This is a genomic window from Pleomorphomonas diazotrophica (assembly GCF_002844595.1).
Classification (GTDB): Bacteria; Pseudomonadota; Alphaproteobacteria; order Rhizobiales; family Pleomorphomonadaceae; genus Pleomorphomonas; species Pleomorphomonas diazotrophica.
In genome coordinates this window covers 136,578-161,620 of the sequence record NZ_PJNW01000005.1, presented here as the reverse complement: position 1 = coordinate 161,620, position 25,043 = coordinate 136,578, and the positions used below count along the sequence as shown (strand labels likewise).

18 protein-coding genes are annotated in these 25,043 nt (G+C 66.8%); 12 read left to right on the top strand and 6 right to left on the bottom strand.

Features of this window, described 5'->3' with window-relative positions:
* The first annotated feature begins 26 nt into the window (after positions 1 to 26).
* The 7 genes from CXZ10_RS08920 to CXZ10_RS08890 all read left to right on the top strand — a co-directional run bounded on the left by CXZ10_RS08920 (position 27) and on the right by CXZ10_RS08890 (position 10,075).
* Positions 27 to 3,896, top strand: a complete 3,870-nt coding sequence (locus CXZ10_RS08920) for a tetratricopeptide repeat protein (protein ID WP_101288796.1) — start codon at positions 27 to 29, stop codon at positions 3,894 to 3,896.
* Positions 3,893 to 5,344, top strand: a complete 1,452-nt coding sequence (locus CXZ10_RS08915; protein WP_101288795.1) for a CHAT domain-containing protein — start codon at positions 3,893 to 3,895, stop codon at positions 5,342 to 5,344. Before CXZ10_RS08920 ends, CXZ10_RS08915 begins: the two co-directional genes overlap by 4 nt.
* A gap of 251 nt (positions 5,345 to 5,595) precedes the next feature.
* Positions 5,596 to 6,615, top strand: coding sequence for a sulfate ABC transporter substrate-binding protein (locus tag CXZ10_RS08910; protein WP_101288794.1), 1,020 nt, complete (start codon positions 5,596 to 5,598; stop codon positions 6,613 to 6,615).
* 161 nt (positions 6,616 to 6,776) lie between these two features.
* Entirely contained in the window at positions 6,777 to 7,619 is an 843-nt protein-coding gene (gene cysT, locus CXZ10_RS08905) for a sulfate ABC transporter permease subunit CysT (protein ID WP_101288793.1), read from the top strand.
* Positions 7,612 to 8,532 (top strand): sulfate ABC transporter permease subunit CysW, encoded by a 921-nt coding sequence (cysW, locus tag CXZ10_RS08900; RefSeq protein ID WP_101288994.1) that lies wholly within the window; start codon positions 7,612 to 7,614, stop codon positions 8,530 to 8,532. The genes cysT and cysW overlap by 8 nt, the downstream gene beginning before the upstream one ends.
* A 10-nt stretch (positions 8,533 to 8,542) precedes the next feature.
* Positions 8,543 to 9,586 carry a sulfate/molybdate ABC transporter ATP-binding protein gene (locus tag CXZ10_RS08895; protein WP_101288792.1) on the top strand — a complete coding sequence of 348 codons (1,044 nt, stop codon included), beginning with the start codon at positions 8,543 to 8,545 and terminating at the stop codon, positions 9,584 to 9,586.
* 105 nt (positions 9,587 to 9,691) lie between these two features.
* On the top strand, positions 9,692 to 10,075 hold the full coding sequence (locus CXZ10_RS08890) for a hypothetical protein (protein ID WP_101288791.1): 384 nt from the start codon (positions 9,692 to 9,694) through the stop codon (positions 10,073 to 10,075).
* On the opposite strand, the gene hrpB is transcribed toward CXZ10_RS08890, so the two are convergent.
* The 3 genes from hrpB to CXZ10_RS08875 form a co-directional block, all read right to left on the bottom strand.
* The gene (gene hrpB / locus CXZ10_RS08885; RefSeq protein ID WP_244617183.1) at positions 10,076 to 12,556 is read right to left on the bottom strand and encodes an ATP-dependent helicase HrpB; all 2,481 of its coding nucleotides are present in this window, start codon (positions 12,554 to 12,556) and stop codon (positions 10,076 to 10,078) included.
* Positions 12,553 to 13,749, bottom strand: a complete 1,197-nt coding sequence (locus CXZ10_RS08880; protein ID WP_101288790.1) for a lytic murein transglycosylase — start codon at positions 13,747 to 13,749, stop codon at positions 12,553 to 12,555. Before CXZ10_RS08880 ends, hrpB begins: the two co-directional genes overlap by 4 nt.
* A gap of 69 nt (positions 13,750 to 13,818) precedes the next feature.
* Positions 13,819 to 14,724 carry a DMT family transporter gene (locus tag CXZ10_RS08875; protein ID WP_244617184.1) on the bottom strand — a complete coding sequence of 302 codons (906 nt, stop codon included), beginning with the start codon at positions 14,722 to 14,724 and terminating at the stop codon, positions 13,819 to 13,821.
* Positions 14,725 to 14,893: 169 nt separating this feature from the next.
* On the opposite strand from CXZ10_RS08875, the gene CXZ10_RS08870 reads away from it, so the two are divergent.
* Positions 14,894 to 15,955: a glycosyltransferase gene (locus CXZ10_RS08870; RefSeq protein WP_101288789.1), complete on the top strand. Its 1,062-nt coding sequence runs from the start codon at positions 14,894 to 14,896 to the stop codon at positions 15,953 to 15,955.
* Here the strand turns inward: CXZ10_RS08870 and CXZ10_RS08865 are convergent.
* The 3 genes from CXZ10_RS08865 to CXZ10_RS08855 form a co-directional block, all read right to left on the bottom strand.
* Positions 15,913 to 17,157, bottom strand: a complete 1,245-nt coding sequence (locus CXZ10_RS08865; RefSeq protein ID WP_101288788.1) for a glycosyltransferase — start codon at positions 17,155 to 17,157, stop codon at positions 15,913 to 15,915. The genes CXZ10_RS08870 and CXZ10_RS08865 overlap by 43 nt on opposite strands.
* 7 nt (positions 17,158 to 17,164) lie before the next feature.
* Complete coding sequence (locus tag CXZ10_RS08860) at positions 17,165 to 18,031, bottom strand: WecB/TagA/CpsF family glycosyltransferase (protein WP_244617185.1); 867 nt, start codon at positions 18,029 to 18,031, stop codon at positions 17,165 to 17,167.
* Between the two features lie 261 nt (positions 18,032 to 18,292).
* A complete protein-coding gene (locus CXZ10_RS08855; RefSeq protein WP_180335923.1) occupies positions 18,293 to 20,509 on the bottom strand; it encodes a GumC family protein in 2,217 nt (738 codons plus the stop codon).
* A gap of 225 nt (positions 20,510 to 20,734) precedes the next feature.
* Here CXZ10_RS08855 and CXZ10_RS08850 point away from each other — a divergent pair, with 225 nt between their 5' ends.
* The 4 genes from CXZ10_RS08850 (at position 20,735) to CXZ10_RS08835 (ending at position 25,033) form a co-directional block, all read left to right on the top strand.
* Entirely contained in the window at positions 20,735 to 22,042 is a 1,308-nt protein-coding gene (locus CXZ10_RS08850; protein ID WP_143741505.1) for a VpsF family polysaccharide biosynthesis protein, read from the top strand.
* Complete coding sequence (locus CXZ10_RS08845) at positions 22,036 to 23,484, top strand: lipopolysaccharide biosynthesis protein (protein ID WP_101288785.1); 1,449 nt, start codon at positions 22,036 to 22,038, stop codon at positions 23,482 to 23,484. The genes CXZ10_RS08850 and CXZ10_RS08845 overlap by 7 nt, the downstream gene beginning before the upstream one ends.
* On the top strand, positions 23,481 to 23,960 hold the full coding sequence (locus tag CXZ10_RS08840) for a heme-degrading domain-containing protein (protein WP_101288784.1): 480 nt from the start codon (positions 23,481 to 23,483) through the stop codon (positions 23,958 to 23,960). Before CXZ10_RS08845 ends, CXZ10_RS08840 begins: the two co-directional genes overlap by 4 nt.
* A 155-nt stretch (positions 23,961 to 24,115) precedes the next feature.
* Positions 24,116 to 25,033 (top strand): LysR family transcriptional regulator, encoded by a 918-nt coding sequence (locus CXZ10_RS08835; RefSeq protein ID WP_101288783.1) that lies wholly within the window; start codon positions 24,116 to 24,118, stop codon positions 25,031 to 25,033.
* The last annotated feature ends 10 nt before the right edge of the window (positions 25,034 to 25,043 follow it).

Here is a 25,043-nt window from a genome sequence, read left to right as displayed (position 1 = left end):
TCAGGCCGCTCGTTCCATGGAAGGGAGTGGATCAATGGCGGCGGCTGGAGCTGAAACTGGACGAAGACCTGACGATCGATGACGACCGTCCTACCCAGGCGTCGGATGCCGCCGCGTCCGACCGCCTCGATGGGGCGCGCCTGATGCTTGCTGAGGGAAACTGGGCGTCGGGCTTTGCCGACTTCGAGCGCCGCGCCTTCGCCTCTCCCTCCGACCGGCCGCGCTGGAGTGGCGCGCGCTCGCCGGCCGCCCGCCTCGTCGTGGTGACCGAGGAGGAAGAATGCGACACGCTCGCCTTCGCCCGCTTCCTGCCGGATATGGCGACCCGCGTTCTGTCGTTGACGCTCGCCGCGCCGGCTGGGCAACTGGCCCGTCTTGCGTCTTTCGCGGCGGTCTTCGGCGGGTCGCCGATCGTCGACGTCACCGCCTTGCCGCCGCACGACGTCATCCTGCCGCTGGCGTCGGCACTGGCCGCTCTCGGCCTTTCTCCGGATGATGTGCCGCCGCCGCGCCTGCCTGCGCGGACGCTGCGGCGTGAGGCGACGATCGGCGTCGCAATGGCGCCTTCGCCGTGGAGTTCCGCGACCGAGGCGGTTCCCGATGACATCGTCACGACGCTTCGGCGCGCCTTCCCTCGTTTCCGGTTGGTGGCGCTCGACTCGGTGGCCGCCAGGAGGCTCGACGGCGAGGCGGCCGAGGCAACGCCTCACCTTCTCGCCGATCTCGACCTCGTCGTTGCGGCCGATGGCCCCATAGCGCATGCCGCCGGTGTCGTCGGCGCGCCGCTATGGTTGCTGCTCGATGAGGCTCCGCACTGGATGTGGGGACGGGAGGGACTGTTCAGTCGCTGGTATCCCACCGCGCGTCTGTTTCGTGCCAGCGGACCCGGCTGGCAGGGCGTTGCCGCAGCGCTCCGCGCGGAAGCCGAGGCGCTCGCCAAGCCGGGCCTGTCGGATGCTGCGGCCCTCGACCGGCTCACAAGGGCAGTGGAAGGCTTGGAGGGGGCGTCGGCGGCTCGTGCCGCATTGCCCTTTGCAGCCCGTCTGGTGGCGCTCGGCCCTTCCGATCCGGAGGCTTGGTCGAGGCTTGCCGGGTTGCTGGTCCGGCTTGGCGAAACGGCCGACGCCGACCGGGTGCTCGACGCGGGGCTCTCCGTTGGTCGGCGCCATGCGTCGCTGTCACTGCTTGCCGCCAACCGCGACCTTGCCCGAGGCAAGCCTGCCTCGGCGCTTCACCACGCCGACCAGGTGCTGGCCGTCAGTCCAGTCTCCGTCGAGGCGCTGAGGATGCGCGCCGCCGCGCTCGGCGCGCTCGGCGAATCGGCCAGGGCGGAACTCGCCCTTCGACAGGCGGTGCAGGCCGCACCGCACCGGGCTGATCTGCTGGTGGCCTGGGGCGAAGCGCTGCGAAAGCTCGGCGATGTTCGCGGCGCTTCCCGCGCCTTCGAGCGGGCTGTCATCGCCGCCGATGATGCCGATGCGCGCCTTGGGCTCGGACGACTGGCGGCTGAATCTGGTGAAACCGCGCTCGCCCTGCATTTCCTGGGGACGGCCGTGGCGCGCGACGACGGTCACGCCGAGGCGGCGATGGAGTTTGCGCGCGTTCTCTTCGCCGCCGGACGCACCCGCGAGGCGATCGGCGTGCTGCGCCGGTTCGTCGTTCGCCATCCGGTTCCCGTCGCCCGGGCTTTCCTGGGCGAACTGCTGCTGGCGACGGGCGACTTTGAAGCCGGGCTTGCCGAGTTCGAGTGGCGGCGCGGCGAGCCGCCGGAGTTTCCAGATATCTCCGACCTCGCCGGACGGGATGTGGTGCTTTCTGCCGAGGGCGACGCCGGGGTGTTGATCCGCTTCCTGCGCTTCGTCCCGGCGCTGAAGGCGGCCGGTGCGGCCAGCGTTCGCGTCACGGGGGGCGATGACCTCGCGCCTGTGCTGGCCGCCGTCGACGGGCTCGACGGCATCGCGGAAGCGGGGGAGGGCGATCTCGTCCTGCCGGTGATGAGTCTCCCGGCCCTGCTCGGCCTTGCAGCCGATGGCCTGCCGTCGCCGCGCCGCTATGTCACCGCCGATCCGGCCGCCGTGACGGACGCGGCGCGGACCATCGCCCATCTCGACGGCTTCCGGGTCGGCCTCGCATTGGACGATCTGCAGGCTTCGATCGATGTTGCTTCGCTCGCGAGCCTGTCCGGCGTGGCATTCATTGCTCTCGACGCTGGGGCGATGACCCGCTTTCCGACGGCCTCGCCGCTTGCCGCCCACAGGGGCGGCCTCGAAAGCGTTGCCGCCATTCTGCCCAATCTCGACGCCGTAGTCGCCTCGGCATCGAGCCCCGTCGCTGCACTGGCCGGTGCTGCCGGCCGGCCCGCCTTCGTCACGGGGCCAGATCGCGACGACTGGTTATGGCTGGAAAAGGACGGCCGTACCCCTTGGTTCCCCGCCACGCGCCTTTTCCGTCGCCGTCTCGGCGAGAGCAACGATGCCCCGTTATCGCGTGTCATCGTGGCGCTTGCCGAGTTTGCGGCTGGCGACCGCGCCGTTCCTTTTCGTGCCGATCCTCCGCCGGTGCGCGATGTGTCTCGTGATGCGAACGACATGTCGCTTCGGCCGGGTGCCGCGCTGGCGCACGCCGGTATAGCCGCCTTCAAAAGCCGCGACGACCATCGCGCCGTTCTATTGCTGGGCGACGCTGTTGCCGCTGGCGCCGGCGATCCGGACGTGCGCGAGAAGCTCGCGGCAGCGCTGATGCGGATCGGCGAACGTGACAGGGCCCGACGCCTCCTTGCGGCGCTGGTGGCCGAGGCGCCCACCCCCGACCGGCTCGTTGAACTCTCGGACGCTGCCCGTCTGACCGACCATTTCGAGGACGCGCTCGCCCATGCCGAACGAGCGGCCGAACTCAGGCCCGAGTTGTCGCGCGCTCACCGCGCCATGGGCAAGTCTCTGGTGGCACTCGGCCGCGCCGGCGAGGCGCTTGCTGCCTACGGCCGCGCCGTGGCGCTGGCGCCTGATGATCCCGAACTCCTAATGGACGAAGCGGAGGCGCTGCTGATTGCCGGCGACTACAGGCGCGGCTTTGCTCGCGCCGAGGTTCGCTGGCAGGCCCCCGAACTGCTGCCGCGTCGCTTTTCGGCGCCCCGCTGGGTCGGTGAGGACATTCGCGGTCGGACGCTGCTCGTTCATGGCGAGCGGGATCCGGGCCTCGATATCGCCTTTGCGCGCTTCCTTCCTCAGCTTGCGGTCCAAGGGCCACGCCTGGTCATCGAAGTTCGACCGGCACTCACAGATCTGTTTCGCCGGCTCGATCTTGGCGGCGAGGTGACCGTGGTGGAGCAGGGACGGCGTCTGCCGCCGCATGACTTGGAGGTGCCGCTCAGAAGTCTTCCGCACGTGTTCGGAACCGAACGCACCGGCCTGCCGCCGCCTGCCCATTTCCGGCCCGACCCCTTGCGCATCGATGCCTGGCGGCGGTTCGTCAGCGCAGACGACCGGTTCGCCGTTGGCCTTTATTGGCGAAACGCCGCGGATGCCGCGTCTCTCGCGCCGCTTGCCGATCTCAAGGGCATCCGTCTGTTCGCTCTCGACCGTCGCGCCGGCAGGGCGTCGCCCGCCGCATTGCCCAGGGGGCTCGTCGTCGAATCGCTTGGTGACCGCTTGGGCGGCTTCGTCGAGACGGCGGCGGCCATGGCCGCGCTTGGCGCAGTCATCGCACCCGTGTCGGCCACCGCCCATCTGGCAGCCACGCTCGGTCGGCCGACGGTGGTGATCGCCCCTTCGGCGGCCGATTGGCTTTGGGGCAGTGAGGGCGGAACGCCTTGGTATCCCGACGCCCGCATCCTTCGGCGGGGCGAGAATCTAGTGGACCTTTTGGGTCGCCTCGGTTCCGAAAGGTCGGCGCCATGACCGAAACGGTTGTCGACCAGCTGATGGCCCGCGCCGCCGTCGCAGAGGCATCCCACAAATGGATCGAGGCTGTAGCCCTCTACGAAGTGGCGCTGGTGCGGTCGCCGGATCACGTGCCGGCCATGCTGGGCGCTGCCGCAGCCGCGCGTGCCAACGGGGATCATGCCCGCGCTGTCGTGTTCCTGATGCGCGCCGATCGCACCGAGCCGGGTCGTGCCGACATTGCCCTGGCTCTCGGCGAGGCGCTTGCCGCCACGTCGCGTTTGGCGGAGGCCGCCGCTGCTTTTGAGCGGGCTCGCGCCGTCAGGCCGCTCGACGCGGGACTGGCGGCCCGTCTTGGTAGGGCGCGTCTTGCGGCAGGCGACGCCGCCGGCGCGGTATCGGCCTTTGAAACGGCGCTGCGGCTCGATCCGGCCGAACCGAAAGTCCTCGACGGTCTCGGCTCGGCGCTCGCCGCGGCCGGTCGCCCTCTGGAAGCGGTCGAAGCTTTCCGCCGGACGGGCGATTCCGGCCCACGCGCGGATCGCGCGGCGGCGTTGCTGGTCCTCGGGGACATGGCCGGCGGTTTTGCCGATCTCGACGCCATCGCCACGCCTCCGACCTGGACAGCCCGGCTGCCGGCCTGGGACGGCTACCCGCTCGACCGTCCGCTCGTGGTCTGGACGGGTGCCGATCTCCTGGACCTCGTCGCTTTGGCGCCCGCCCTGCCGCTCGCCCGGTCGCTGGTTGCCGACTTGGTTCTGGTGACGCCGAGGCCATTCGTCCGCTTGGCCTCTGCACTGGCCGGCGTCGGCCACGTCGTCGCCGACACCGACGATCTGGCCGACTGGGTCGAGGTAGCCGGTGCCGCGGCACCGCTTGTCGGCTTGCCGCATCGCCTCGGTCTCACCGCCGGCAGTTTCGCCTCGGCGAAGCCACTGCTCACTGCGGAACCCATGCTGGTCGACCGCTGGGGCGCCCGGCTCGATCTCGGCCGGGGGCGGCCGGCCATCGGCTTGCAGTGGGGCGGTGGCCTCGGGCTTGCCGATCTCGCGCCGCTCGCCGGGATCGGCGACCTGCGCTTCGTTGCCCTCGAGCGGTTGCCGTCGACCATGCTCGCCCGCTCGTCGGCACCGTCGGGCTGGGAGGTCACCGGCACACCGGTGCGTGTTGAGCACCCCGGCCCCGACTATGAGGCTGGCGTCGACGCCCGGGTCGATTGCGCGGCGCTTCTCAGCCGGCTCGATGCGGTCGTCGCGGTCGACAGTCTGCCGCTTCGCCTCGCCGGTCTGCTTGGGCGGCCGGGCGTCGCTCTTCTTCCGGCTGCCGCCAACTGGCTCTGGAAACTAGAAGGCGACAGGACGTCAGCCTACCCGTCGCTGTCGCTGCTGAGGCAAGATGCCATCGGGGGGCTTTCGGCCTTGCTGCCCGTGGCCCTCCAGCGCGTCCGCGAAGTTCTGCGCTCTTGATCTTCAAGGGAAAATCCCACCGGAAACCTTTGCATTCCGGGAAGCACGTTGCCTCGCGTCGCGTAATCAGCGACAATAACGGAATGATATTTTACAAACCGGCCATTCCCTGGGGAATGGTATCTCTTGCGAATTGATGTCGTCCTTTTAGGATTTCAGCCTGTCGGGAGGCACCAGGAAGCCCGAGAGGCAGCCAGGTGCTCCCGGACAGGCGCGATGCGCGGCATCGCCTAAGGCTGGAGACTGAAAGCATGAAGGGCTCGAAACGCTTGGGACTGGTTGCCGCCGCGGTCGCGGCATCGTTTGCCCTTGTCGCTCCCGCCGCAGCGGTGACGCTGACCAACGTTTCCTACGATCCGACGCGTGAGTTCTACGAAGCCTACAACGAGGCCTTCATCGCTCACTGGAAGGCGGAAACCGGCGAGGATATTTCCGTTCGCGCCTCACATGGCGGATCCGGCAAGCAGGCCCGTGCCGTCATCGACGGTCTGCCGGCCGACGTGGTGACGCTGGCGCTCGAAAGCGACATCAACGCCATCGCCGAGAGAACGGGCAAGATTCCCGCCGACTGGCGTGGCAAGCTGCCGCACAACTCTGCGCCCTACACCTCGACCATCGTCTTCCTGGTCCGCAAGAACAATCCCAAGGGCATCCACGACTGGGGCGATCTCGTCAAGGACGGCATCGAGGTGATCACGCCCAACCCCAAGACGTCCGGCGGCGCCCGCTGGAACTACCTTGCGGCCTGGGCCTGGGCGGCCGGCCAATATGGCGGCGACGAAGCGAAGATCCGCGACTTCGTCGCCACGCTCTACAAGCACGTGCCGGTGCTCGATACCGGTGCCCGCGGCTCGACGGTCACCTTTGCTCAACGCGAGCTTGGCGACGTTCTGCTCGCTTGGGAGAACGAGGCTTTCCTGGCGCTCGACGAGTTCGGCGCCGACAAGTTCGACATCGTCGTACCGCCGCAGTCGATCCTGGCGGAACCGCCGGTCGCCGTCGTCGAGGCGAACGCCAAGGCCAACGGCGCCGAGAAACAGGCTCGCGCCTATCTCGAGTATCTCTATTCGGCGGAGGGGCAAACGCTGGCCGCCAAGTTCCATTATCGCCCGGCGGAACCGAAGCTGGTCGATCCCGAGCTTCTGAAGGCCATCCCCCAGTTGAAGCTGGTCAGCATCGACGATCCGCTGTTCGGCGGCTGGGCCAAGGCGCAGCCCTACCATTTCGGCGATGGCGGCGTGTTCGACCAGATCTACAAGCCCGGACAATGACCGGAACCGCCGGCGGTGCGCCGCCGGCGGACCGAATGGAGGGAATGCCGTGTGGATCGCGACGGCGCCGCCCGGGTTTCTCTTTCCGCTGACCGAACGAGACCTTGCCGCCGGCGGACCGGGTGACCCCGATCGGCCGGCTTCCTCCGAAAGCGAGGCCCATGATCCTCAACGCGCCTTTCGTCAAGCCGAGCGTCCTGCCGGGCTTCCGCCTGACCATCGCCTTCACGATCCTCTACCTGACGGCGATCGTGCTCCTTCCGCTTGGCGCCCTGCTCTTCCGGGCTTCTTCGCTGGGGGTGCATGAGATTGTCGCTTTGGCGCTCGACGGCCGTACGCTGTCGGCGCTCAAGCTGTCTTTTGTCACCAGCTTCGCTGCCGCCGCCTTCAATGTGCCCTTCGGTCTTCTGATCGCCTGGGTGCTGGTGCGTTACGATTTTCCGGGGCGTCGCTTTTTCGATGCGATCATCGACCTGCCGTTTGCCTTGCCGACGGCCGTGGCCGGCATTGCTCTGACCGCGCTCTACGCGCCGAAAGGCTGGATCGGTTCGGTGGCCGGCCTCTTCGGTCTCAAGATCGCCTTCACGCCGATCGGTGTCTTCCTGGCGCTGGTCTTCGTCGGCCTGCCCTTCATCGTCCGTACGGTGCAGCCGGTGCTTGCCGAGGTCGACCGCGAGCTTGAGGAGGCGGCCGCGACGCTCGGCGCAGGTCGGCTCAGAACCATCGCCTCGGTGGTGCTGCCGGTGCTCAGCCCGGCCATCCTGACCGGCTTCGCGCTGGCCTTCGCCCGTGCCGTCGGCGAATACGGATCGGTGATCTTCATCGCCGGCAACATTCCTTATGTTTCGGAGATCGCGCCGCTGCTCATCGTCATCAAGCTCGAAGAGTTTGACTATGCCGGCGCCACGGCCGTTGCCGCCATCATGCTGCTGGTCAGCTTCGGCACGCTTCTTCTCATCAACCTGATCCAGGCTCGGGCGCGCGCGAGGTATGGCCATGTCTGACAGTTCCGTCGCGCTCGCCGTGTCGCTGGAGGAAGAGCCCGCCGCCGGATCGGTCGTCGCGCGTCCGCCGCGCCGTCGCCTGCCGACCGAGGAGGCTCCCTGGGTCAGGCGCCTACTGATCGCGCTGGCGGTAGGCTTTCTGGCCCTGTTTCTGCTGCTGCCGCTGATCACCGTGTTCATGGAAGCCTTCCGCAAGGGCGGGGGCGCCTTCATGGAAGCCTTCGCCGATCCGGCCGCACTCGATGCCATCATTTTGACATTGGCGGTTGCGGTCATCGCCGTGCCGGCCAATCTCGTCTTCGGCATTGCCGCTGCCTGGGCCATCGCCAAGTTCGAGTTTCGCGGCAAGGCCTTCCTGGTGACGCTGATCGACCTGCCTTTCTCGGTGTCGCCTGTGGTGGCTGGCCTCGTCTACGTGCTGCTCTACGCCAATCATGGCCTCTTCGGCGGCCTGTTGCAGTCAGCCGGCATCCAGATCATCTTCGCCCTGCCGGGCATCGTCTTGGCGACGATCTTCGTCACCTTCCCCTTCATCGCCCGCGAGCTGATTCCGTTGATGGAGGAACTCGGCAACACCGACGAAGAGGCGGCGCTGACGCTCGGCGCCTCCGGTTGGCGCATGTTCTGGACGGTGACGCTGCCCAACGTCAAATGGGCGCTGCTCTACGGCGTGCTGCTTTGCAACGCCCGCGCCATGGGCGAGTTCGGGGCGGTGTCGGTGGTCTCCGGGCACATCCGCGGCTACACCAACACCATGCCGCTGCATATCGAGATCCTCTACAACGAATACCAGTTCGTCGCCGCCTTCGCCGTTGCCTCGCTGCTCGCCGCTCTGGCGCTGGTGACGCTCGGAATCAAGTCCTGGCTGGAGCATCGCTATGCCAGCGATCTCGCCGCCGGCCACCGCCACTGACGGAGTCCCAATGGAACTCGATATTCGCAACCTGACGAAGACCTTCGGCAGCACGGCGGCCTTGCACGGCGTCGACCTCAAAGTCGCCTCGGGCGAGCTTCTGGCGCTGCTCGGTCCGTCCGGGTCGGGCAAGACGACGCTGCTGCGCTGCGTTGCCGGCCTCGAAATCCCCTCTGGCGGCCAGATCCTGTTCGGCGGCGAGGATGCCAGTCTGAAAAGCGTGCAGGAACGACAGATCGGCTTCGTGTTCCAGCACTACGCTCTCTTCAAGCATCTCACCATCGCCGACAACATCTCCTACGGGCTGAGGGTGCGCCCGCGCCGGTCGCGGCCGTCCGCGGCGGTCATCAGGGACAAGGTCGAAGAACTCCTCTCCCTGATCCAGTTGCCGGGCTATGGCGGCCGCTATCCGAGCCAGTTATCCGGCGGACAGCGCCAGCGGGTGGCGCTCGCCCGCGCGCTCGCCGTCGAGCCGCGCGTCCTGCTGCTTGATGAGCCGTTCGGCGCCCTCGACGCGAAGGTGCGCAAGGAGCTGCGCCTGTGGCTCAGGGAGTTCCACGACCGCACCGGCCACACCACCCTGTTCGTGACGCACGATCAGGAAGAGGCGCTCGATCTTGCCGACCGCGTGGTGGTGATGAGTGAGGGACGGATCGAGCAGGAAGGCTCGCCCGAGGACATATACGACCGCCCGGCGACGCCCTTCGTCTTCGACTTCATCGGCGAGTCGGTCCGTCTCGACATCCGTGTCGACAAGGGGCGCCCCTTCGTCGGCCAACAGGAGGTGTCGATCCCGAAGCTGCCACCGCTGCTCTTCGACGGTCCGGCGAAGCTCTACGTTCGCCCTGAGCATGTCGCCTTCCGCCGAGACGGCGAAGGCCTCTGGGCAACGGTGGTTTCGCTGCATCGATCGGGATCGTCGCGCCGGATCGGTTTCCGCGCCGATGGCACCGACGTGGTGATCGAGGCGCTGACGCCGGCCGACCGCGAACCACCCCGCATCGGCGATCGTGCCGCGCTGGAAATTCGCGCGGCGGGCTTGTTCTCCGGTTGAGTTGCGTTCAAGGGTCGCTTGCAAACTTCGCAACCCTTGGTAACAGTTGCAATTGGAAATATCCCCGGCGTGCGTCCGCGCGCCGGAATTGCATCGAGGTTTGTAATGCGTTCCCTTATTGCCGCAGCCGTTCTATTGCAGGTGATCACGTCAGCCTATGCCGAAAACCTGACCTACGACCTCAAGTCCGGTCAGACCGTGTCGGAACTGATGTATATCCGCCTGGAAAACTGCGTTGCCTATGGCCAATACCGGACCAAGGTTCTGAAGCAGCCGGCGCACGGCAAGCTGGTCATCCGCTCGGAGACCTTCGTCAACATGGTTCCACCCTGCGATGGGCGCAAGTTCGTCGGCACGAGGTTGTCCTACACCGCGGCCAAGGGCTTCCGCGGCACCGATCGTCTGTCGGTGAGTCTCGGATACCCGATCGATAGCTCCGGCATGCAGTATAGCTACACCACCTATGACGTCACGCTGAACGTCCATTGATTAGGTGCCGCGCGGCTTGGCGCGTCGGGTCGGCTCTGCGGCAAGGGGATCGTCAGGCCAGGGATGTTTCGGGTAGCGGCCCTTGAGATCCTTGGCGACGTCCCTCCACGAGCCACGCCAGAAGCCGGGCAGGTCCCTGGTCGTCTGGATCGGCCGGTGGGCCGGCGAGGTCAGCACCAGCGTCAAGGGCAGACGCCCGCCGGCCACCGCAGGGTGGCGATCGAGGCCGAACAGTTCCTGCACCCGGATTTCAACCGCCGGTCCGCCGTCGGCCCCGTAGTCGATGGGCACGCGGCTGCCGGTCGGCGCCTCGAAATGGCTCGGCATCAACCGGTCCATGTCCTGCCTGAGGGCGAAAGGGAGGAGCCGGTCGAGCGCGGCACCGAGAAGCGCCGCGTCGACGTCGTCGAGCCGTGTCACCCCGTCGACGAACGGGCCGAGCCAGTCTTCGAGCGTGTCGGCGAGGACGGCGTCGGAGAGGTCCGGCCAGGGTTCGCCCACCGTGCGATTGAGGAAGCCGGCGCGCTCCCTGAGCCGTCGCTGGTCCTTCGACCAGCCGAGACGATCGACGCCTGTTCGGCGGATGCCGGACAAAAGCGCGGCACTCGTTTCCGCGCCTGTCGGCGCCGCCATCGGCTCTTCGGCGAGTTTCACCGCGCCGAACCGACGGATGCGGCGGGCACGGACGGCGCGGGCTGCCGGGTCGAACACAACGGCGGTTTCCACGACGATCCGGGCCGGGAAAAGCGTCTCGATCTCGTCGCGGGATATGGCGGCGGCAAGCCGGATGCGCGCCCGTTCGGCCTTGCCGGCGAGATCGGCGACGACAATATAGGCATCCCTGGCCAACCGGTCATGGTCCTCCAGCATGCCGCCGCGACCACTGGCCAGGCGAAAGGCACCCGCCTGCCCCCGTGCCTCGGCGACGCGGTCTGGATAGGCGAGCGCGAGAACGCCACCAAGGGATAGCGGAGCGGCCGGCGCGTCCGAAGCGTTGTCCCCTGCGGCAAGCTTCGCCCATTTCGCCGCCATGGCTCGCGCGTCAGAGGCCCGCTGCCCTCGATCGGAGCGGAAGCGCTGGAGACGGTCGGCAAGGTCGGTCGCCTCGCCACCGAGGCCCTGTTCGGTGAGGATCGCGGCAATGTCGGCGGCCGGTCGCGCTGCGCCGAAATCCGCCGCGCGGTGGATCATGTGCGCGAGGCGCGGCGACAATGGCAGGCGGGCCAGTGCCTTGCCCTCGGTCGTGATCCGGCCGTCGTCATCGAGCGCGTCGAGGCCGCGCAGCAGGTCCACTGCTTCGCGCCAAGCCGGCCGGGGTGGGGGATCGAGAAAGGCGAGGGCGCCGGGGTCGCGAATGCCGACGGCGGCAAGGTCGAGTGCCAGTTGACTGAGGTCGGCTTCCAGGATTTCCGGTGTCGAGTAGGGCTGCAGCGCCGCCGTCTGCCCCTCGTTCCACAGACGCCAGCAGACGCCCGGCTCGGTGCGGCCGGCACGGCCGCGCCGCTGATCGGCCGAGGCGCGGGACACGCGCACCGTTTCAAGACGGGTGAGACCGGTATCGGGCTCGTACTTCGGCACGCGGGCGAGGCCGCCGTCGATGACGAGGCGTACGCCGTCGATGGTCAGCGACGTTTCGGCAATGGCGGTGGCAAGCACCACCTTGCGCTCCGGCGGCCGGCAAGGACGAATGGCGAAGTCCTGTTCGGCGCCGGTCAACGCACCATAGAGCGGCGCTAGACGGATGCCGGCCGGCAGACGACCCTCGAGCCGTTCGGCGACGCGACGGATTTCTGCCTGGCCCGGCAGGAAGACCAGGGCCGAGCCCTCATCCTCACGCAACGCCCGCAGCGTCACCTCGGCCACCTGATCCTCGAAACGGAGGAGCGGGTCGCGGTCGACGTGGCGCGTTTCAACCGGAAAGGCGCGGCCGGCACTCTCGATCACCGGCGCGCCGCCGAGAAGACTTGCCACGCGGCCGCCATCGAGCGTGGCGCTCATCACGGCGATCCGAAGATCATCCCTCAGCGCCGCCCCGTCGAGGGCAAGCGCGAGGCCGAGATCACCATCGAGCGAACGCTCATGAAACTCGTCGAACAGCACCGCCGACACGCTGTCCAGCAGCGGATCGTCGACGATCATGCGCGTGAAAACGCCTTCGGTGATCACTTCGATCACCGTTTTTGCCGAGATCTTGGAGTCCATGCGGACGCGATAGCCGACAGTCTGACCTACGCTCTCGCCGAGGCTTTCGGCCATGCGCGCCGCTGCGGCGCGGGCGGCGATGCGGCGCGGCTCCACGACGAGCAGCTTGCCCCGCCGCCAGGGGGCGTCGAGCAGCGCCAGCGGCACCCGTGTCGTCTTGCCGGCGCCGGGGGCGGCGACAAGAACGAGGCGCGGGTTGGCTTCAAGCGACGTTCTGACATCGTCCAGCACCGCGTCGATGGGAAGCGGCGGCGAAAAGCGATCCGGAACCAAGATCACCTGAGAGCCCGGAGCAGCGCCGAATCCGGCCAGCCGTCGGCGGGCAGGCCGGCTTTCATCTGGAAGCCGCGCACGGCCTCGCGCGTCCGCTGACCGAGCTTGCCGTCCTTGGGGCCGGCGTCGAAGCCCTGCGCCGTCAGTGCCGCCTGGATGAAGGCGATGTCGGAAGCGCCGAGCGCCTCCACCTTGCCGTTGCCGGCGCCGACCGGCGGCGCGCCGGCGAGTCGTGTGGCGAAATAGGCAGCCGTCGTCGAATAGACCAGCGACTCGTTCCAGCCAAGGTAGACGTCGAAGTTATGATAGGCGAGGAAAGCCGGCCCGAAGCGGCCCATCGGCAGGTAGAGGGCGGCGGCGCCCTCGGGAATGGAACCGTTGGCGGCGCGCACGCCCATCGCCTGCCACTCGCCGACCGGCTTCTTGATGGGCAGGTCCGCCTGGTCCCACGGCAGCTCGGCGGGAATGTCGACTTCGACCAGCCAGGGCTGGCCAGGCGTCCAGCCGAGCGAATGGAGGTAGTTGGCGGTGGAGGCCAGCACGTCGGGCGCGCTCTTGATGAGGTTGCGGCGGCCGTCGCCATCGAAGTCGACGGCGTAGCGCAAATAGTTGGAGGGCAGGAACTGGGTCTGACCGAGTTCGCCGGCCCAGGCCCCCTTCATCTCGGATGGGCTGAGATCGCCACGCGCCACGATCTGAACGGCATCGAGCAGTTCGTTCTGGAACATGACAGGGCGCCGACAGTCATAGGCCAAGGTCGCCAGCGACTGGAGAGTCGGGAAGTCGCCGGTGTTGGCGCCAAAGTCGCTCTCAAGCCCCCAGACGGCGACGATCACCTGGGGCGGTACGCCATATTGCGCCTGGATGCGGCCGAAGAGGTCGGCATTCGTCTTGATTTTCTGCGCACCCACCGTCAGGCGGTTCTTGTTGACCATGCGGCCGGCGAACTCGGCGAAGGTTTGCGAGAAGACGCCCTGTCCGCGATCCTTCTTGATCACCGCCGGATCGAAGGCGATGCCGGACAGCGCCGATTGCACCGTGTTCGCCGGAATGCCGGCCTCGACCAGCGTCTTCGCGTAGCCTGAAAGCCACGGGCCGAAACCGTCGCCCTTGGCGCTGCAGGTGGCCGCAAGACCGGGCGTGGCGAGGGCCGGCAGTCCGACAGCAAGCGCTGTCAGAACGGGGATCGAAGACCGCATGAAGACATCCTCCTCAAGATGATGATTTGAAACGGATCATAGCGGCATTCGCCAGCAATCGACAGGGTATCAGTCAGGAGCTTCCGTCGCCGTGTCCGAACCGCCACGTCCTCTCACCACCATCAACCCTGCGGCGACGATCACTGCGGCGCCCACCAGCATCGAGGGGTGCGGCCGGTCGCCGAACACCAGCCAGCCGAACAGGATCGCCCAGAGCAGCAGCGAATACTGGATCGGCGCCACCACGGCGGCCGGCGCCAGCTTGACCGAGCGGGCGATGCAGAGATGGGCGGTCATCGAGATGACGCCGAGGGCCGAGAGCATGGCAAGGTCGGCAAGACTCGGCGACACCCAGCCGAAGGGCGCGAGGATGGCGCCGACGATGAGCGCACCGATCGTCTGCCAGAACACCAGAACCCGGTCGGGCGTGCCACGGAGCTGGCGGCTTTGCACCACCATCATGGCATAGCAGAGAGAACCGGCAATGGAGATCAGCGCCGGCCATGAGAGGCTGTCCGAACCCGGTCGCAGCACGAAGACGACGCCGGCAAAGCCAATGGCGATCGCCAGCCACTGACGTCCGCTCACGCGTTCGCCAAGCAGCCAGGGCGACACGGCCGCGACATAGATCGGTCCGGCGAGATAGAAGGTCATGACATCGGCGAGCGGCAGGAAGCGGATCGCCATGTAGAAGAACACGATCTCCGCCGTTGCCAGTCCGACGCGGGACATTTGCAATCCCGGCCGCTCCAACCGAACGAGATCCGGCACCGTGCCTTTCAAGAGCATGGGGACGAGCACGACCAGAGCGGCGAGCGATCGCATCAGCACGATCTGTCCGGCCGAGAAACTGCCGGCCAGCCACTTGCCCATGATGTCGTTGACGGCGAACATGAAGTCGCCAAAGAACATCATGAAAATGCCGAGCCCGACCGTGGAGCCGGCGACGCGGCGCGTGAGGAACTGGTCGGACAACGGAAACTCCGGGGAGGTCGACAGAAGTCGCACCTCGATAGCCGATCCTGCCTGCCTTGGCGAGAAGGCCAAGGCCAGTTTCGGACATAGCCTGCCGCTTATTTCTTGCTTGGCCGCCCGAACGTGACAAGGCTAACCTCGCGCCTCTACTCGCCTCTCTGGAGACGATATGCGGAAGCTTGATATTCTTCTCTACACCCGCGCTTCGGGCGGTGGAGGTGCCGAGCGTGTCTGGGCGATCCTTGCCAACGGTCTCGCGGTACGCGGTCATCGCGTCACCTTCGTCTATGACGAGAAGCTGGTCGATGACGGCGTCGATCCGTCCGTCGACGCGATCGAGGTCGGCAAGAGCCACCCTAAGGCGGTGCTGCGGCTCGCCCGCCTGCTGCGCAGGCGCCGCTTCGACGTGATCGCCGGTGCCGTGTCGGTGTCCTGCGTCAAGCTGGCGTTCGCCAAGGCGCTTGCCCTGTCACGGGTTCCGCTCGTTTTCTCCTATCACGGGTTCGAGGAGTACAAGACGGGTCGCCTCTCGGCCGTCGGCTATTATGCCTTGCCGGCGCTCGCTCCTTTGGTCAGTCGCTTCGTCGGGGTGTCTGACGGTATTGTCCGTGCGCTCGTCGAACGCTGGAGTGCTCCTGCGGCCCGAACGGAGCGCATCTACAATCCGGTGCCGCTCCTCACCTCTGCCACAGCCGAGGAGATCGTAGCCCGGCCGCCCATCGTCGGTGCCGTCGGTCGTCTCTCGCCTGAAAAGGGCATGGACGTGCTGGTCGATGCCTTCGCCCGTCTGGAAACGCCTGGTGCCAGCCTTCTCATAGGTGGCGACGGGCCGGAGCGGCAGCGTCTCATCCAGCAAGCGGCCGATCTCGGCATTGGCGATCGGGTACGCTTCCTGGGGCGGGTTTCGTCGGCCGCCGAGGTCTACGGCCTGTCGCGTGTCGCGGCGGTACCCTCGCGCACCGAGGCTTTCGGCATGACCACCGTCGAGGCGCTCTCCGCCGGCCTCCGGGTCGTCGCGACGCGTTGCGAGGGATCGGCGGAGATTCTGGCCGACCGCTACGGCGAACTGGTGCCTACAGGTGACGCCGCTCAGCTGGCGGCGGCGATCGATCGGGCATTGGCGATGCCGCCCGATCCGATGCCGGGCGTCGCCCGGGCGAGAGAGTTTTCGGCCGAGGCCGGCATCGATCAGTGGGAGCGGCTGTTCGCCGGGCTGGCGATACCGGACTGAGGGGCGCGGGCGCCGGCGCGGCCGAGCGCGATATGCCGCTCGAACAGCCTCGGCATCTGCACGGCGACGGAATAGGGCGTCACCTTGGCGCGGATGGCTTCCGGGTCGAGCCGCCCCGCCGCGATGTCCGCCGCCAGCCGCACGAAGTGGTCGGCCATCGTCTCGGCGGCGGCTTCGCGGTCTTCCGGGCGCTCGATGAGGAAGCCCGACACGCCTTCCTCGATCAGCGGGTCATACTGCGGCAGGCGGATGGCCCCCAAGGGACGACCGCTCGAAAACGTCTCCAGAAGATAGCAGGGCATACCCTCGAAGAAGGACGTGAGGATGCCGGCGTGACAGTTTCGCATGATGGCCGACACGCCGTCGCCCGTCTGGAAGCCGTGGCGGATGGTGAAGGGCTCGATGGCCGCGAACTCCGTGTCGCGGTGCGGATCGGATGTGCCGATGTAGTGAAATTCCAGCTTGCCGCCGAGCTTGGCATGGAGGCGCCTCAACGTCTCGAACATCAGCGGCGGGTCCTTGAAGGCGTCGAGCCGACCGGCGAATACCACGCGAAACACGTCGCTCGGCGGGAAGGGGGCGACCGGGAAGCGTTCGGTGTCCACCGAAACGGTCATGAACTCCGACTTGCGGGCAACCCTTGGCATTTCCCGCTCATAGCGGGCGACGATGTTGGGATTGACGCCGACGACGCGACTGGCAAGGGCCAGGGCGATCCTCTCATTGAGGCGGTGAATCCACCAGTAGCGCCCGATGAGGCTGTCCATCTTGTCGCCCTTGCTCTCCTCGTTGTGCACGAGTTGCACCACCGGATGGCCGATCAGGCGGGCGGGAATCGCCTGCTCGAAGCGCTCGATTTCGGTCGAGGCGGTATCCCCGGCGGAAAGACGGCGAATGGTCAGGAGATGGCGCATGACGCCGAGCGTGAAACGCAACGTCACCGACTGGCTGATCGTCTTGGCTGCCGCACGCATCGTCTCGCCCGGCACATGAACCACCGGAAGGAAGTCGATACGGCGACCATCGAACTCGATCTCTACGGGCTTGCCGATCTCAAGATCGCCGCGCTCGTCGATGCCCACCAGCAGAACCGACACGGTGTCGGGATGGCGCGACAGCATCAGCCGAACATGCGTTTCGACGCCGCCCACCTTGCCGCCGCGCGGATCGATCGAATGAAGGAGCGTTATGCGATGGACCATCGGCTGCTTACTCCTTGTCGGTCGCATTGCCGGAGGTCAGAGCGGGCCGTCGCCATGAAAGCCGGCCGGCCAGTTCACGCACGTTGTAGCGCATGAGATAGAGCGCCGACAGCGCATAGCGCTTTCCAAGGCGGCGCGGATCGTGAACGAGCCGCCACACCCACTCGAGACCGGCCGCCTGGAGTGCCTGCGGCGCCCGGCTCTGGCGGCCGCCGATGAAGTCGAGTGCCGCGCCGATGCAAACGAAGGTGACGCCGGGAGCCCAACGGCGGGCAAACTCGGCAAAGATCTCCTGCTTGGGGGCGCCGAGTGCCACGAAACAGATGCGAGCGCCGCTCGCCGCAATGCGCTCGGCGGCGGCACGGGCATCGATCCCGAAGGGACTGAAACCGTAGGGCGGGCTTTCAAAGTCGGCGACGACGAGACGCGGATACTCGCAACGGAGTACGGCCACGCTTGTGGCAAGTGTTTCGGGGCTCGTACCGAAGAAGTGCACGGGAATGCGCGCGAGAGCCGCCGCGCCACAGAGCGGGCGCACAAGATCGGCGCCGGTGACGCGCACGAGGTTCGCCCCCTGCCGGCGCGCCATGGCCACCACGGGCGCGCCATCGGCCGACACATAGGTCGCCTGAGCATAGGCAGCACGGAAGGCTGGATCATTCTCCAGCTTGACCAGGTGATCGAGGTTCAGCGTGAAGACCGTGCCGCCGCGGCCGGTCAGAGCGTCAAAGGTGACGAGGTGGACGAGATCCGCCTGCTTGCCGATGTTGACGCGTATCGTATCGATCATGGCGATCGGATCGGGCGCGCGGCCGGCTTCGGCGGACTTGGCGGCTTCGGTCGTAACCGGACGATCGTGGAACAGACCTGACATTGGCGACTCTCCGGCGCGTGAAGCGCCATCCCGACGCCGGAGGCGCGCGACGGACCATCAAGGCCCCATCCCCGCCTCCCAGCGAATTGCGATTTCCGGCAAGGGCCAAGCTGTCGACATGGCCCTTCCTTCGACGCCACCCTAGTCCGGCCGCCGTTCAGCCCGGATTTACCCGATCCCTCAAATTGTAATGAAATGCCGATTTGTTTCGAGCGCCGGGCCTCGCTCGGCTCGCCAGCCCTATCGCCTTGCGCTGCCGGGTCAGGCCCGTTCGACGACGGCGAAGCGCTCGGTCCGCTCCCGCACCAGCACGAGGCCCGCAAAAGCCGGCAGGGCGGCGGCGAGGTCGCGCACCATCGCCGCTGTCTCATCGTCCTGCTCGACGATTGCATCGGCGACGATCAGCACGGCGTCGGCCCGGCGAAGGAGTGCCTCGAACAGTTCAGGCGGATGGCGGTGCCCGCAATGCAGGATGATGCGGCCAAAGTCCCGGGACAGCTTGTCGACGAAATCGGCGACGCGGCCGACATTGGCCGCGATCTCGTCGGCAGCATTCGGCCGACCGACCCCGATCAGGGTGACGTCGGGGCCACCCTCGCAGATCGCGATGCTCGCCGCGTCGGCCGTGCCGGCGATGACATCGATCACCCCGGGCATCGCCTCGTCAACATAGGCGCGATGGAGCGGCAGATCGTCCCAGGAGGCATCTATGAGCAGAACGCCGTCCCTGATCGGCACGTGAGCGAGACCGAAGGCGACGGTTGCGGCAGCCGGTCCGTCGTCGGCGCCGAGCACCAGTACCAGCCGGGATGCGCCGGCGGCGGCAGTGATGCGGTGTGCAAGCGCCTCGAACGCCTCAAGGGCGGTCCGCTGCGGCATGCCTTCGGAATCGGTGAGGGCGCTGGTGAGGATGGCGCGCGGTGACCGACCGGCAGGTTGTCCCCTGCGGTCGCGCGCCATCGGACGGATGGCCACCGAGAACTCGGCCAGAACGGGCGGCACCGTCTGAGCGTCACTGTCCGACGGGGCTTCGGTCAGGGCCTCTTTCCCATGCTGCGCCGGGGTGGGGGGCAGTTCTCCGGGGAGGGCTGCCACGATCGACAGCTCCTCGTTCTCCTGAGCATCAACCGCGGGTGTTCGCACGGGCTGGACGAAAGGCTCTTCTTCGGCTTCCGGTTCCTGGAACTCCGGCAAGTAGCGACGGCCGCGATAGACGGCCATGGTCAGCCCCAGACCGAGACCGGCAATGCCCGCCAGGGCAAGGATGATCGTCTTGCGCGGCGCGTAGGGAGACAGCGGCACGTTGGCAGGGGCGATGACGCGTGCGTCGGACACCTGCGTGTTGGCCTGCAAGGTGATCTCCTCCGTGCGCGCCACATAGGTCTTGTACATGTCGGCGCGCAGCGCGGCTTCGTTCTCGAGCTCGCGCAGCTCGATGGTTCGCTCGCCGGTGTCGGTCACCACTGCGCTGGCGTCGTCGAGCGCCTTCCTTGCTGCCGTTTCGGCGGCGGCCGCCACTTGGTACTCGGCATCGGCGCTGACCGACAGCGTTTTCAGTTCGGCCTCGATCTGGGCTTCGGCGCGGGTGAGGTCGGCGCGCGCCGCCACCATGCGCGGATGGCTGGGGCCGAGATCTTGACCGAGTTCGCCAACGGTACGGGCGGCGAGGGCACGTTCGATCTTCAGGCGGCTGAGGACCGTGGAGTCGATGCCGGCGAGGGCGGCGTCCGATCCGCCGGCACGAGCGGCGGCGATCTTGTCGCGGCGAGCCTTTGCATCCTGTGTGCGCAGACGGGACGCCACGTAGGCGTCGTTGAGCTGGCGCAGTGTGTCCTCGTCGACCGAGCGGCCGTTGGCCGTCAGAAGACCATGGTTGCGGCGGTAGGCTTCAAGCTTTTCCTGGGCGGCGCGGGCCTTTGCCCGAAGGTCATCGAGCTGCCGGTTGATGAGGTTGCTCGCCTCGCGGACGGCCGCCCGTTTCACCTCGACCTGATTGGCGACAAAAGCCTCGGCGAGCTCCTGAGCGATGCGGGCCGACCGATCGGCCGAGTCGCTGTTGACAGAGATGTCGAGCACATAGGTCTGATCGGCGCGCTCCACCTTGATCGCCTTGACGAGTGTCCTCAGCGTCTTGTCACGGTCGCCGCCGAACTCGGGATCGCTTTGAAGCCCCAATCGGTCGATGACCGACGACAGGATCGAGGCGGAGGTGACGATGTTGGCCTGGGTATCGATCCAGACGGCATCGACGCCTTGCATCGGCTGGGACAGACCGGGGCCGGCCACCACCTGCTTGTCGCGCGGATCGAGCAACACCCTGGCTGTCGACTGCCACACCTTCGGGGCGAGGGTGGCATAGGCAAGGCCGGCGGCGACGAACAGCAGCGTGACGACCAGGATCAGCCGCCACTGCCGAAACAGGATGGAAACAAGCAGGCCGATGTCGACCTCGCCCGGGCGGCGTGCGTCGTCGGTCATGGACCTAACGATGCGTTTGTCGTCGGATATGAGGAGGCTGTTCAACTTGCTTTCCGCCCGTGTTTGCAGCTTGTTAACCATAAGACGGCGCGCTTAAGGAAACGTGAACGCTGTTGGTCGAAATAGAGGCAATGGTCCTTTCCGCGAGGACTGCGGGTTAACTGCGCAGTCATGACCATTCCTGTCAGGTTTGGACAGGTTTTTGGTCTGGGGATCGATCTGGGCATGGCCTCGCGGGCGTTTCAGCTACCCGTTTCTTATCGCGTCGACAGTACCGGCTTCGCGATCGACGTTCGGCCGTTCGCCGTCGGCCTGACGGTCCTGTCCGTGCTCGCTCTCTTCCTGCTGTCCGGCCAGATGCTCAATCTCCTGGGCATTCCCTACGACGCGACCGGCGGCAGCCCGCTCTTCAAGATCCACCCGGCAAGCTATCTGTCAGTACTGGCGTTGATGGCCTGGGTCGTGGTCGACGGCGGACTTGGCGCCTTCCTTGGCCGCAGCTGGCGTGACAGTCCCGGCCTGATGGTCCTTTTCCTCGCCATCGGCCTTCTCGCCTTCCAGGTGATTTTCGTGCAGAAGACGCCGATCTCCCAGGTGACCGACAACTTCGTGTTGACCGCCTGTCTGTTCGCCGGGCTCCTTCGCCTCAACCCGGGCGAGCTGCGCTTGGTTGCGCTGCTCGTGCAGGGCATTCTGGCGCTCAACAGTCTCTTGGGCTACGCGGAGGGGCTCAGCGGCTTCCGATTGACGCCGCTTTACGTCAATGGAGAGCTGCTGTCCTGGGAGTGGCGGGCGACGGCGCTGCTCGGCCATCCCCTGATGAACGCCATGACCACAGCGCTTTGCCTCGTGTCGCTGGCCTTGGGCGCCGGGCCGTTCCGGACGGGTCCACGCTTGGCTCTGGTGGTGTTCCACTTCGGCGCGCTGTTCTTTTTCGGCGGCCGTACGGCCATCGTTCTGTCGGCCGCCGCCCTGTTCGCCATAGCCGCCGTCACGGGCGCCCGCCTGCTGCTTGGGCGTCGTTTCCCTCTCCCGGTGGCCGCCGCAGCCATTCTCGCGGCCACGCTTCTGGTCATCGGATCCATACTCGTCGTCGACGGCGGCTTGGTTGACCGCCTCATCGGCCGCTTCATCAACGACGACGGCAGCGCCATGGCACGCGTCGCCATGCTGTCGATCTTCCGCGACATGTCCTGGCCCGAAGTGGTCTTCGGGCCGGATGTTCTCGCCGTCAAGGCGATGTTGCCGAGGATCGGCACGCCGGTCGCCATCGAAAGCGCCTACATCGGCTTCGTCGCCTATTACGGCGGCTTCGTCACGTTGTTCTTCCTGATGGGGCTCGCCGCCTTTTTCGCCGAACTGGTCCGACGCTTCGGCGCCCCCGTTCTCCTGCCGCTCGGTATCTACTTCCTGATTTCGACGGCGGTATCTTCCTTCTCCACCAAGTCGCTTGAGCTTGCTCTCCTGACGACGCTCATCATCACGGCCTTTGCCTGTCGCCCGCAGCCCCCGGAAAGGTCGTCGCCATGCTGATCCGTCAGACCATCCTCTACCTGCCGGCACAGTTCCTGTCGCCGGTCGCCCAGTTCCTGTCGGTGATGATCTGGACCTGGTGGTTGTCGCCGGCCGAGATGTCCACCTTCGTGCTTGTCACATCGACCCAGGAACTCGCCTACATGGTGAGCCGCTCGTGGTTCTCCTTCTACACATTGCGCTTCCTGCCGCCGCCCGAGGACACCGCTGGCCGTCGCCGTTACCTTGAAACGGAGACGACGCTGCTGGTCCTGATGACGCTGCCGGAACTCGCCGCGGCCGCCTTCTCCATGCATTTCTTCGATGGACGAGGCGACCCGCTGGTCATCTTCCTGATCATTGCCGCCTATTACGTCACACGCGGCCTCAACAACCATTTCGGCGAACGGGCGCGGGCGCAGGACAAGATCCTCGCCTATACGCTGCTTCTGACCTCGGGGCCGGTGGGTGGTCTCGTTGCCGGCATCGTGGCAACCGAACTCTTCGGCGCTTCTGCCGGTGAGCTGCTGATTGCCTATGCGGCAATGCAGGCGCTCGGCAGTGCCGTCGCGCTTCCGATGATCGGTGCTAGTCTTCGGACGGCGCGTCTCGATCTCGCCATCTTCAAGGACGCTGTTCTGAACGGCGGGCCGATGCTGGTGGTCAACGGCATCGGCTGGTTCGGCGAGAACGGCATTCGTTATGTGGTCGATCATGTCGGCGGTTCCGCCGCCTTCGGACTGATGGCGGTCGGCTGGGGGCTTGGCCGCCGCCTGGCCTCCGTCGCATCCATGCTGGTGGCCGTGGCCGCCTTCCCGATCGCGGCGCGATTGATCAACGCAGGCGACCGCGACGCGGCCCTCGATCAGCTCAAGACCAACGCCGCCCTGCTCACAGCCGTGCTGCTTCCGTCTGTGGTGGGCCTCTGGCTCGTCACCGACATTCTCGTCGATCTGGCCGTCGCCGAGACCTATCGCGACGTGACCCGCTCCATCATCGGCCTCGCCGCATTCGGCGGCATGGTGCGTGCCTATCATGCCCACGTCACCGGCCAGATGCTGACACTCGATCGCCGCTATGGCCTGCTCGTCGTCGTCGGCCTGTTCGAGATCGTTGCCACCGCCGGTCTCGCCGTCATTGGCTTTTCCTCCAACTATCTCGTCGGCGTGGTCGGCGGCGCGCTGGTCGCTTCCTGCCTGACCCTGGCGCTTTCGGCCGCCATTGCGGTCCGGCTCTGTGGCTTCCGCTTCCCCGGCGCCGACACCGCCCGCATCGCGCTGGCCGCCCTCGTCATGGCGCTGGTCGTCCAGGCGGTCGACTGGCCGCATACCGCCCTTGGTCTTGTGGGTGCGACACTGGCTGGCGGCCTTTCCTATGTCGCGGCGCTCGCAGCCGTCTATTATAGGCATCTGCCGCCGCTGGTCGGCCTCATCACCGGAAAATTCGCGGGGACGCGACCATGACCTTCATTTCGCAGGAACTTCTCGACGACCTCCTGGCGCAAGAGGAGCGCCTGCAGTTTCCCGCCTTCGACAACGACATGGCGATCGCGCTCGGCCTTCTTCTGATGGAACTCGGCCGCGCCCGCAACTTGCCGATCACCGTCGATGTGACGCGCGCCGGCCAGCAGCTCTTCCACGCCGCGCTTGCCGGCACCAGCGCCGATAACGACCAGTGGATCGTACGCAAGAATGCCGTCGTCATGCGCTTCGGCCATTCTTCCTACTACATGGGGCGCCGAGCGGCCTTGAAGGACGTCCCCTTCCACGAGGCGATGCTGGTCGATCCGCTGGAGTACGCCGCCCATGGCGGCGCCTTCCCGATCAAGGTGGTCGGCACCGGCCTCGTCGGCACCGTCACGGTGTCGGGATTGCCGCAGCACGAGGACCACGCCCTCGCCGTCGAGGCGATCGAGACCTTCCTTGCCAAGCAAGCCTGACGATAATGCCCAAACGATAGCGGCGGGCTTTCGGGTGATTGCCTTCGCGCGGGGCTCGACTTTGCCTTCCGTCTGCGTACATAACGGGCGTGACCTTTTTCCGGGCGCGCCGTTGAGCGCCGGAGGCGAAGAGCCTCGCATGGGAGTACCAGTTCGTGGAAATCAAGTGGCTCGAGGATTTCGTGAGCCTCGCCAATACGCGCAGCTTTTCGCGCTCTGCGGTGGAGCGCCGCGTTACCCAGTCCGCCTTCAGCCGTCGCATTCAGCAGCTTGAGCAATGGCTCGGCGTGCCCCTGGTCGATCGGTCCACTTATCCGACCACTCTGACGGCGGAGGGCCGCCGCTTCCGCGAAACCGCCGAGGAGGTTTTGCGTCTCATCCTGCTCGAACGCGCCGAGCTGCGCTCGGGCCGGGCGCAGGGGCAGGGCATCCTTACCTTCTCGACGCTGCACTCGCTGTCGATTTCCTTCTTCCCCTGGTGGCTGAAGGACGTCGAGGCCGGCTTCGGGCCGATCAACGCCCGGCTGATCACCGAAAACTTCCACGACAGTATCCGCATGTTTGCCGAAGGCGACTGCGACTTCCTGCTCACCTACGAACATCCGCGCGTGCCGGTACTGTTGGATCCCGAACGCTTTCCCTCGCTCGATCTCGGAGGCGACAGGGTGATGCCGGTCTCGGCGCCTGACGATACCGGCGCCCCGCTGTTCCCGCTGCCCGGCGGAACCGACAAGCCGGTTCCCTATCTCGCCTACGCGCCTGAGACCTTCCTCGGCCGACTGGTCTCGGTGCTGCTCGCCGAACGCGGCGAGGCGCTCAACCTCGCCAAGATCTACGAGAACCCGATGGCCGAGGCGATCAAGACGATGGCGATCACCGGTCGCGGCATGGCCTGGCTTCCGGCCAACACCATCCGCGCCGAGATCGAGGCGGGCAAGCTGGTGGTCGTCGACCCGGAGGCGGTGATCGACATGCGCATCCGCATCTACCGCAACATGGACAAGGTGCGCGCCCGCGTCGAGCGGCTGTGGACCTATCTCAAGGATCATACCGACGCGGCCCCGACCGCCTGAACCCCTCGTT

Bases quoted from the DNA above. Each gene is read 5' to 3' on its own strand.
- CXZ10_RS08915 (WP_101288795.1), top strand. From the start codon at position 3,893: ATGACCGAAACGGTTGTCGACCAGCTGATGGCCCGCGCCGCCGTCGCA.
- CXZ10_RS08910 (WP_101288794.1), top strand. From the start codon at position 5,596: ATGAAGGGCTCGAAACGCTTGGGACTGGTTGCCGCCGCGGTCGCGGCA.
- cysT (WP_101288793.1), top strand. From the start codon at position 6,777: ATGATCCTCAACGCGCCTTTCGTCAAGCCGAGCGTCCTGCCGGGCTTC.
- cysW (WP_101288994.1), top strand. From the start codon at position 7,612: ATGTCTGACAGTTCCGTCGCGCTCGCCGTGTCGCTGGAGGAAGAGCCC.
- CXZ10_RS08895 (WP_101288792.1), top strand. From the start codon at position 8,543: ATGGAACTCGATATTCGCAACCTGACGAAGACCTTCGGCAGCACGGCG.
- CXZ10_RS08890 (WP_101288791.1), top strand. From the start codon at position 9,692: ATGCGTTCCCTTATTGCCGCAGCCGTTCTATTGCAGGTGATCACGTCA.
- CXZ10_RS08880 (WP_101288790.1), bottom strand. From the start codon at position 13,749: ATGCGGTCTTCGATCCCCGTTCTGACAGCGCTTGCTGTCGGACTGCCG.
- CXZ10_RS08870 (WP_101288789.1), top strand. From the start codon at position 14,894: ATGCGGAAGCTTGATATTCTTCTCTACACCCGCGCTTCGGGCGGTGGA.
- CXZ10_RS08865 (WP_101288788.1), bottom strand. From the start codon at position 17,157: ATGGTCCATCGCATAACGCTCCTTCATTCGATCGATCCGCGCGGCGGC.
- CXZ10_RS08860 (WP_244617185.1), bottom strand. From the start codon at position 18,031: ATGTCAGGTCTGTTCCACGATCGTCCGGTTACGACCGAAGCCGCCAAG.
- CXZ10_RS08855 (WP_180335923.1), bottom strand. From the start codon at position 20,509: ATGACCGACGACGCACGCCGCCCGGGCGAGGTCGACATCGGCCTGCTT.
- CXZ10_RS08850 (WP_143741505.1), top strand. From the start codon at position 20,735: ATGGCCTCGCGGGCGTTTCAGCTACCCGTTTCTTATCGCGTCGACAGT.
- CXZ10_RS08845 (WP_101288785.1), top strand. From the start codon at position 22,036: ATGCTGATCCGTCAGACCATCCTCTACCTGCCGGCACAGTTCCTGTCG.
- CXZ10_RS08840 (WP_101288784.1), top strand. From the start codon at position 23,481: ATGACCTTCATTTCGCAGGAACTTCTCGACGACCTCCTGGCGCAAGAG.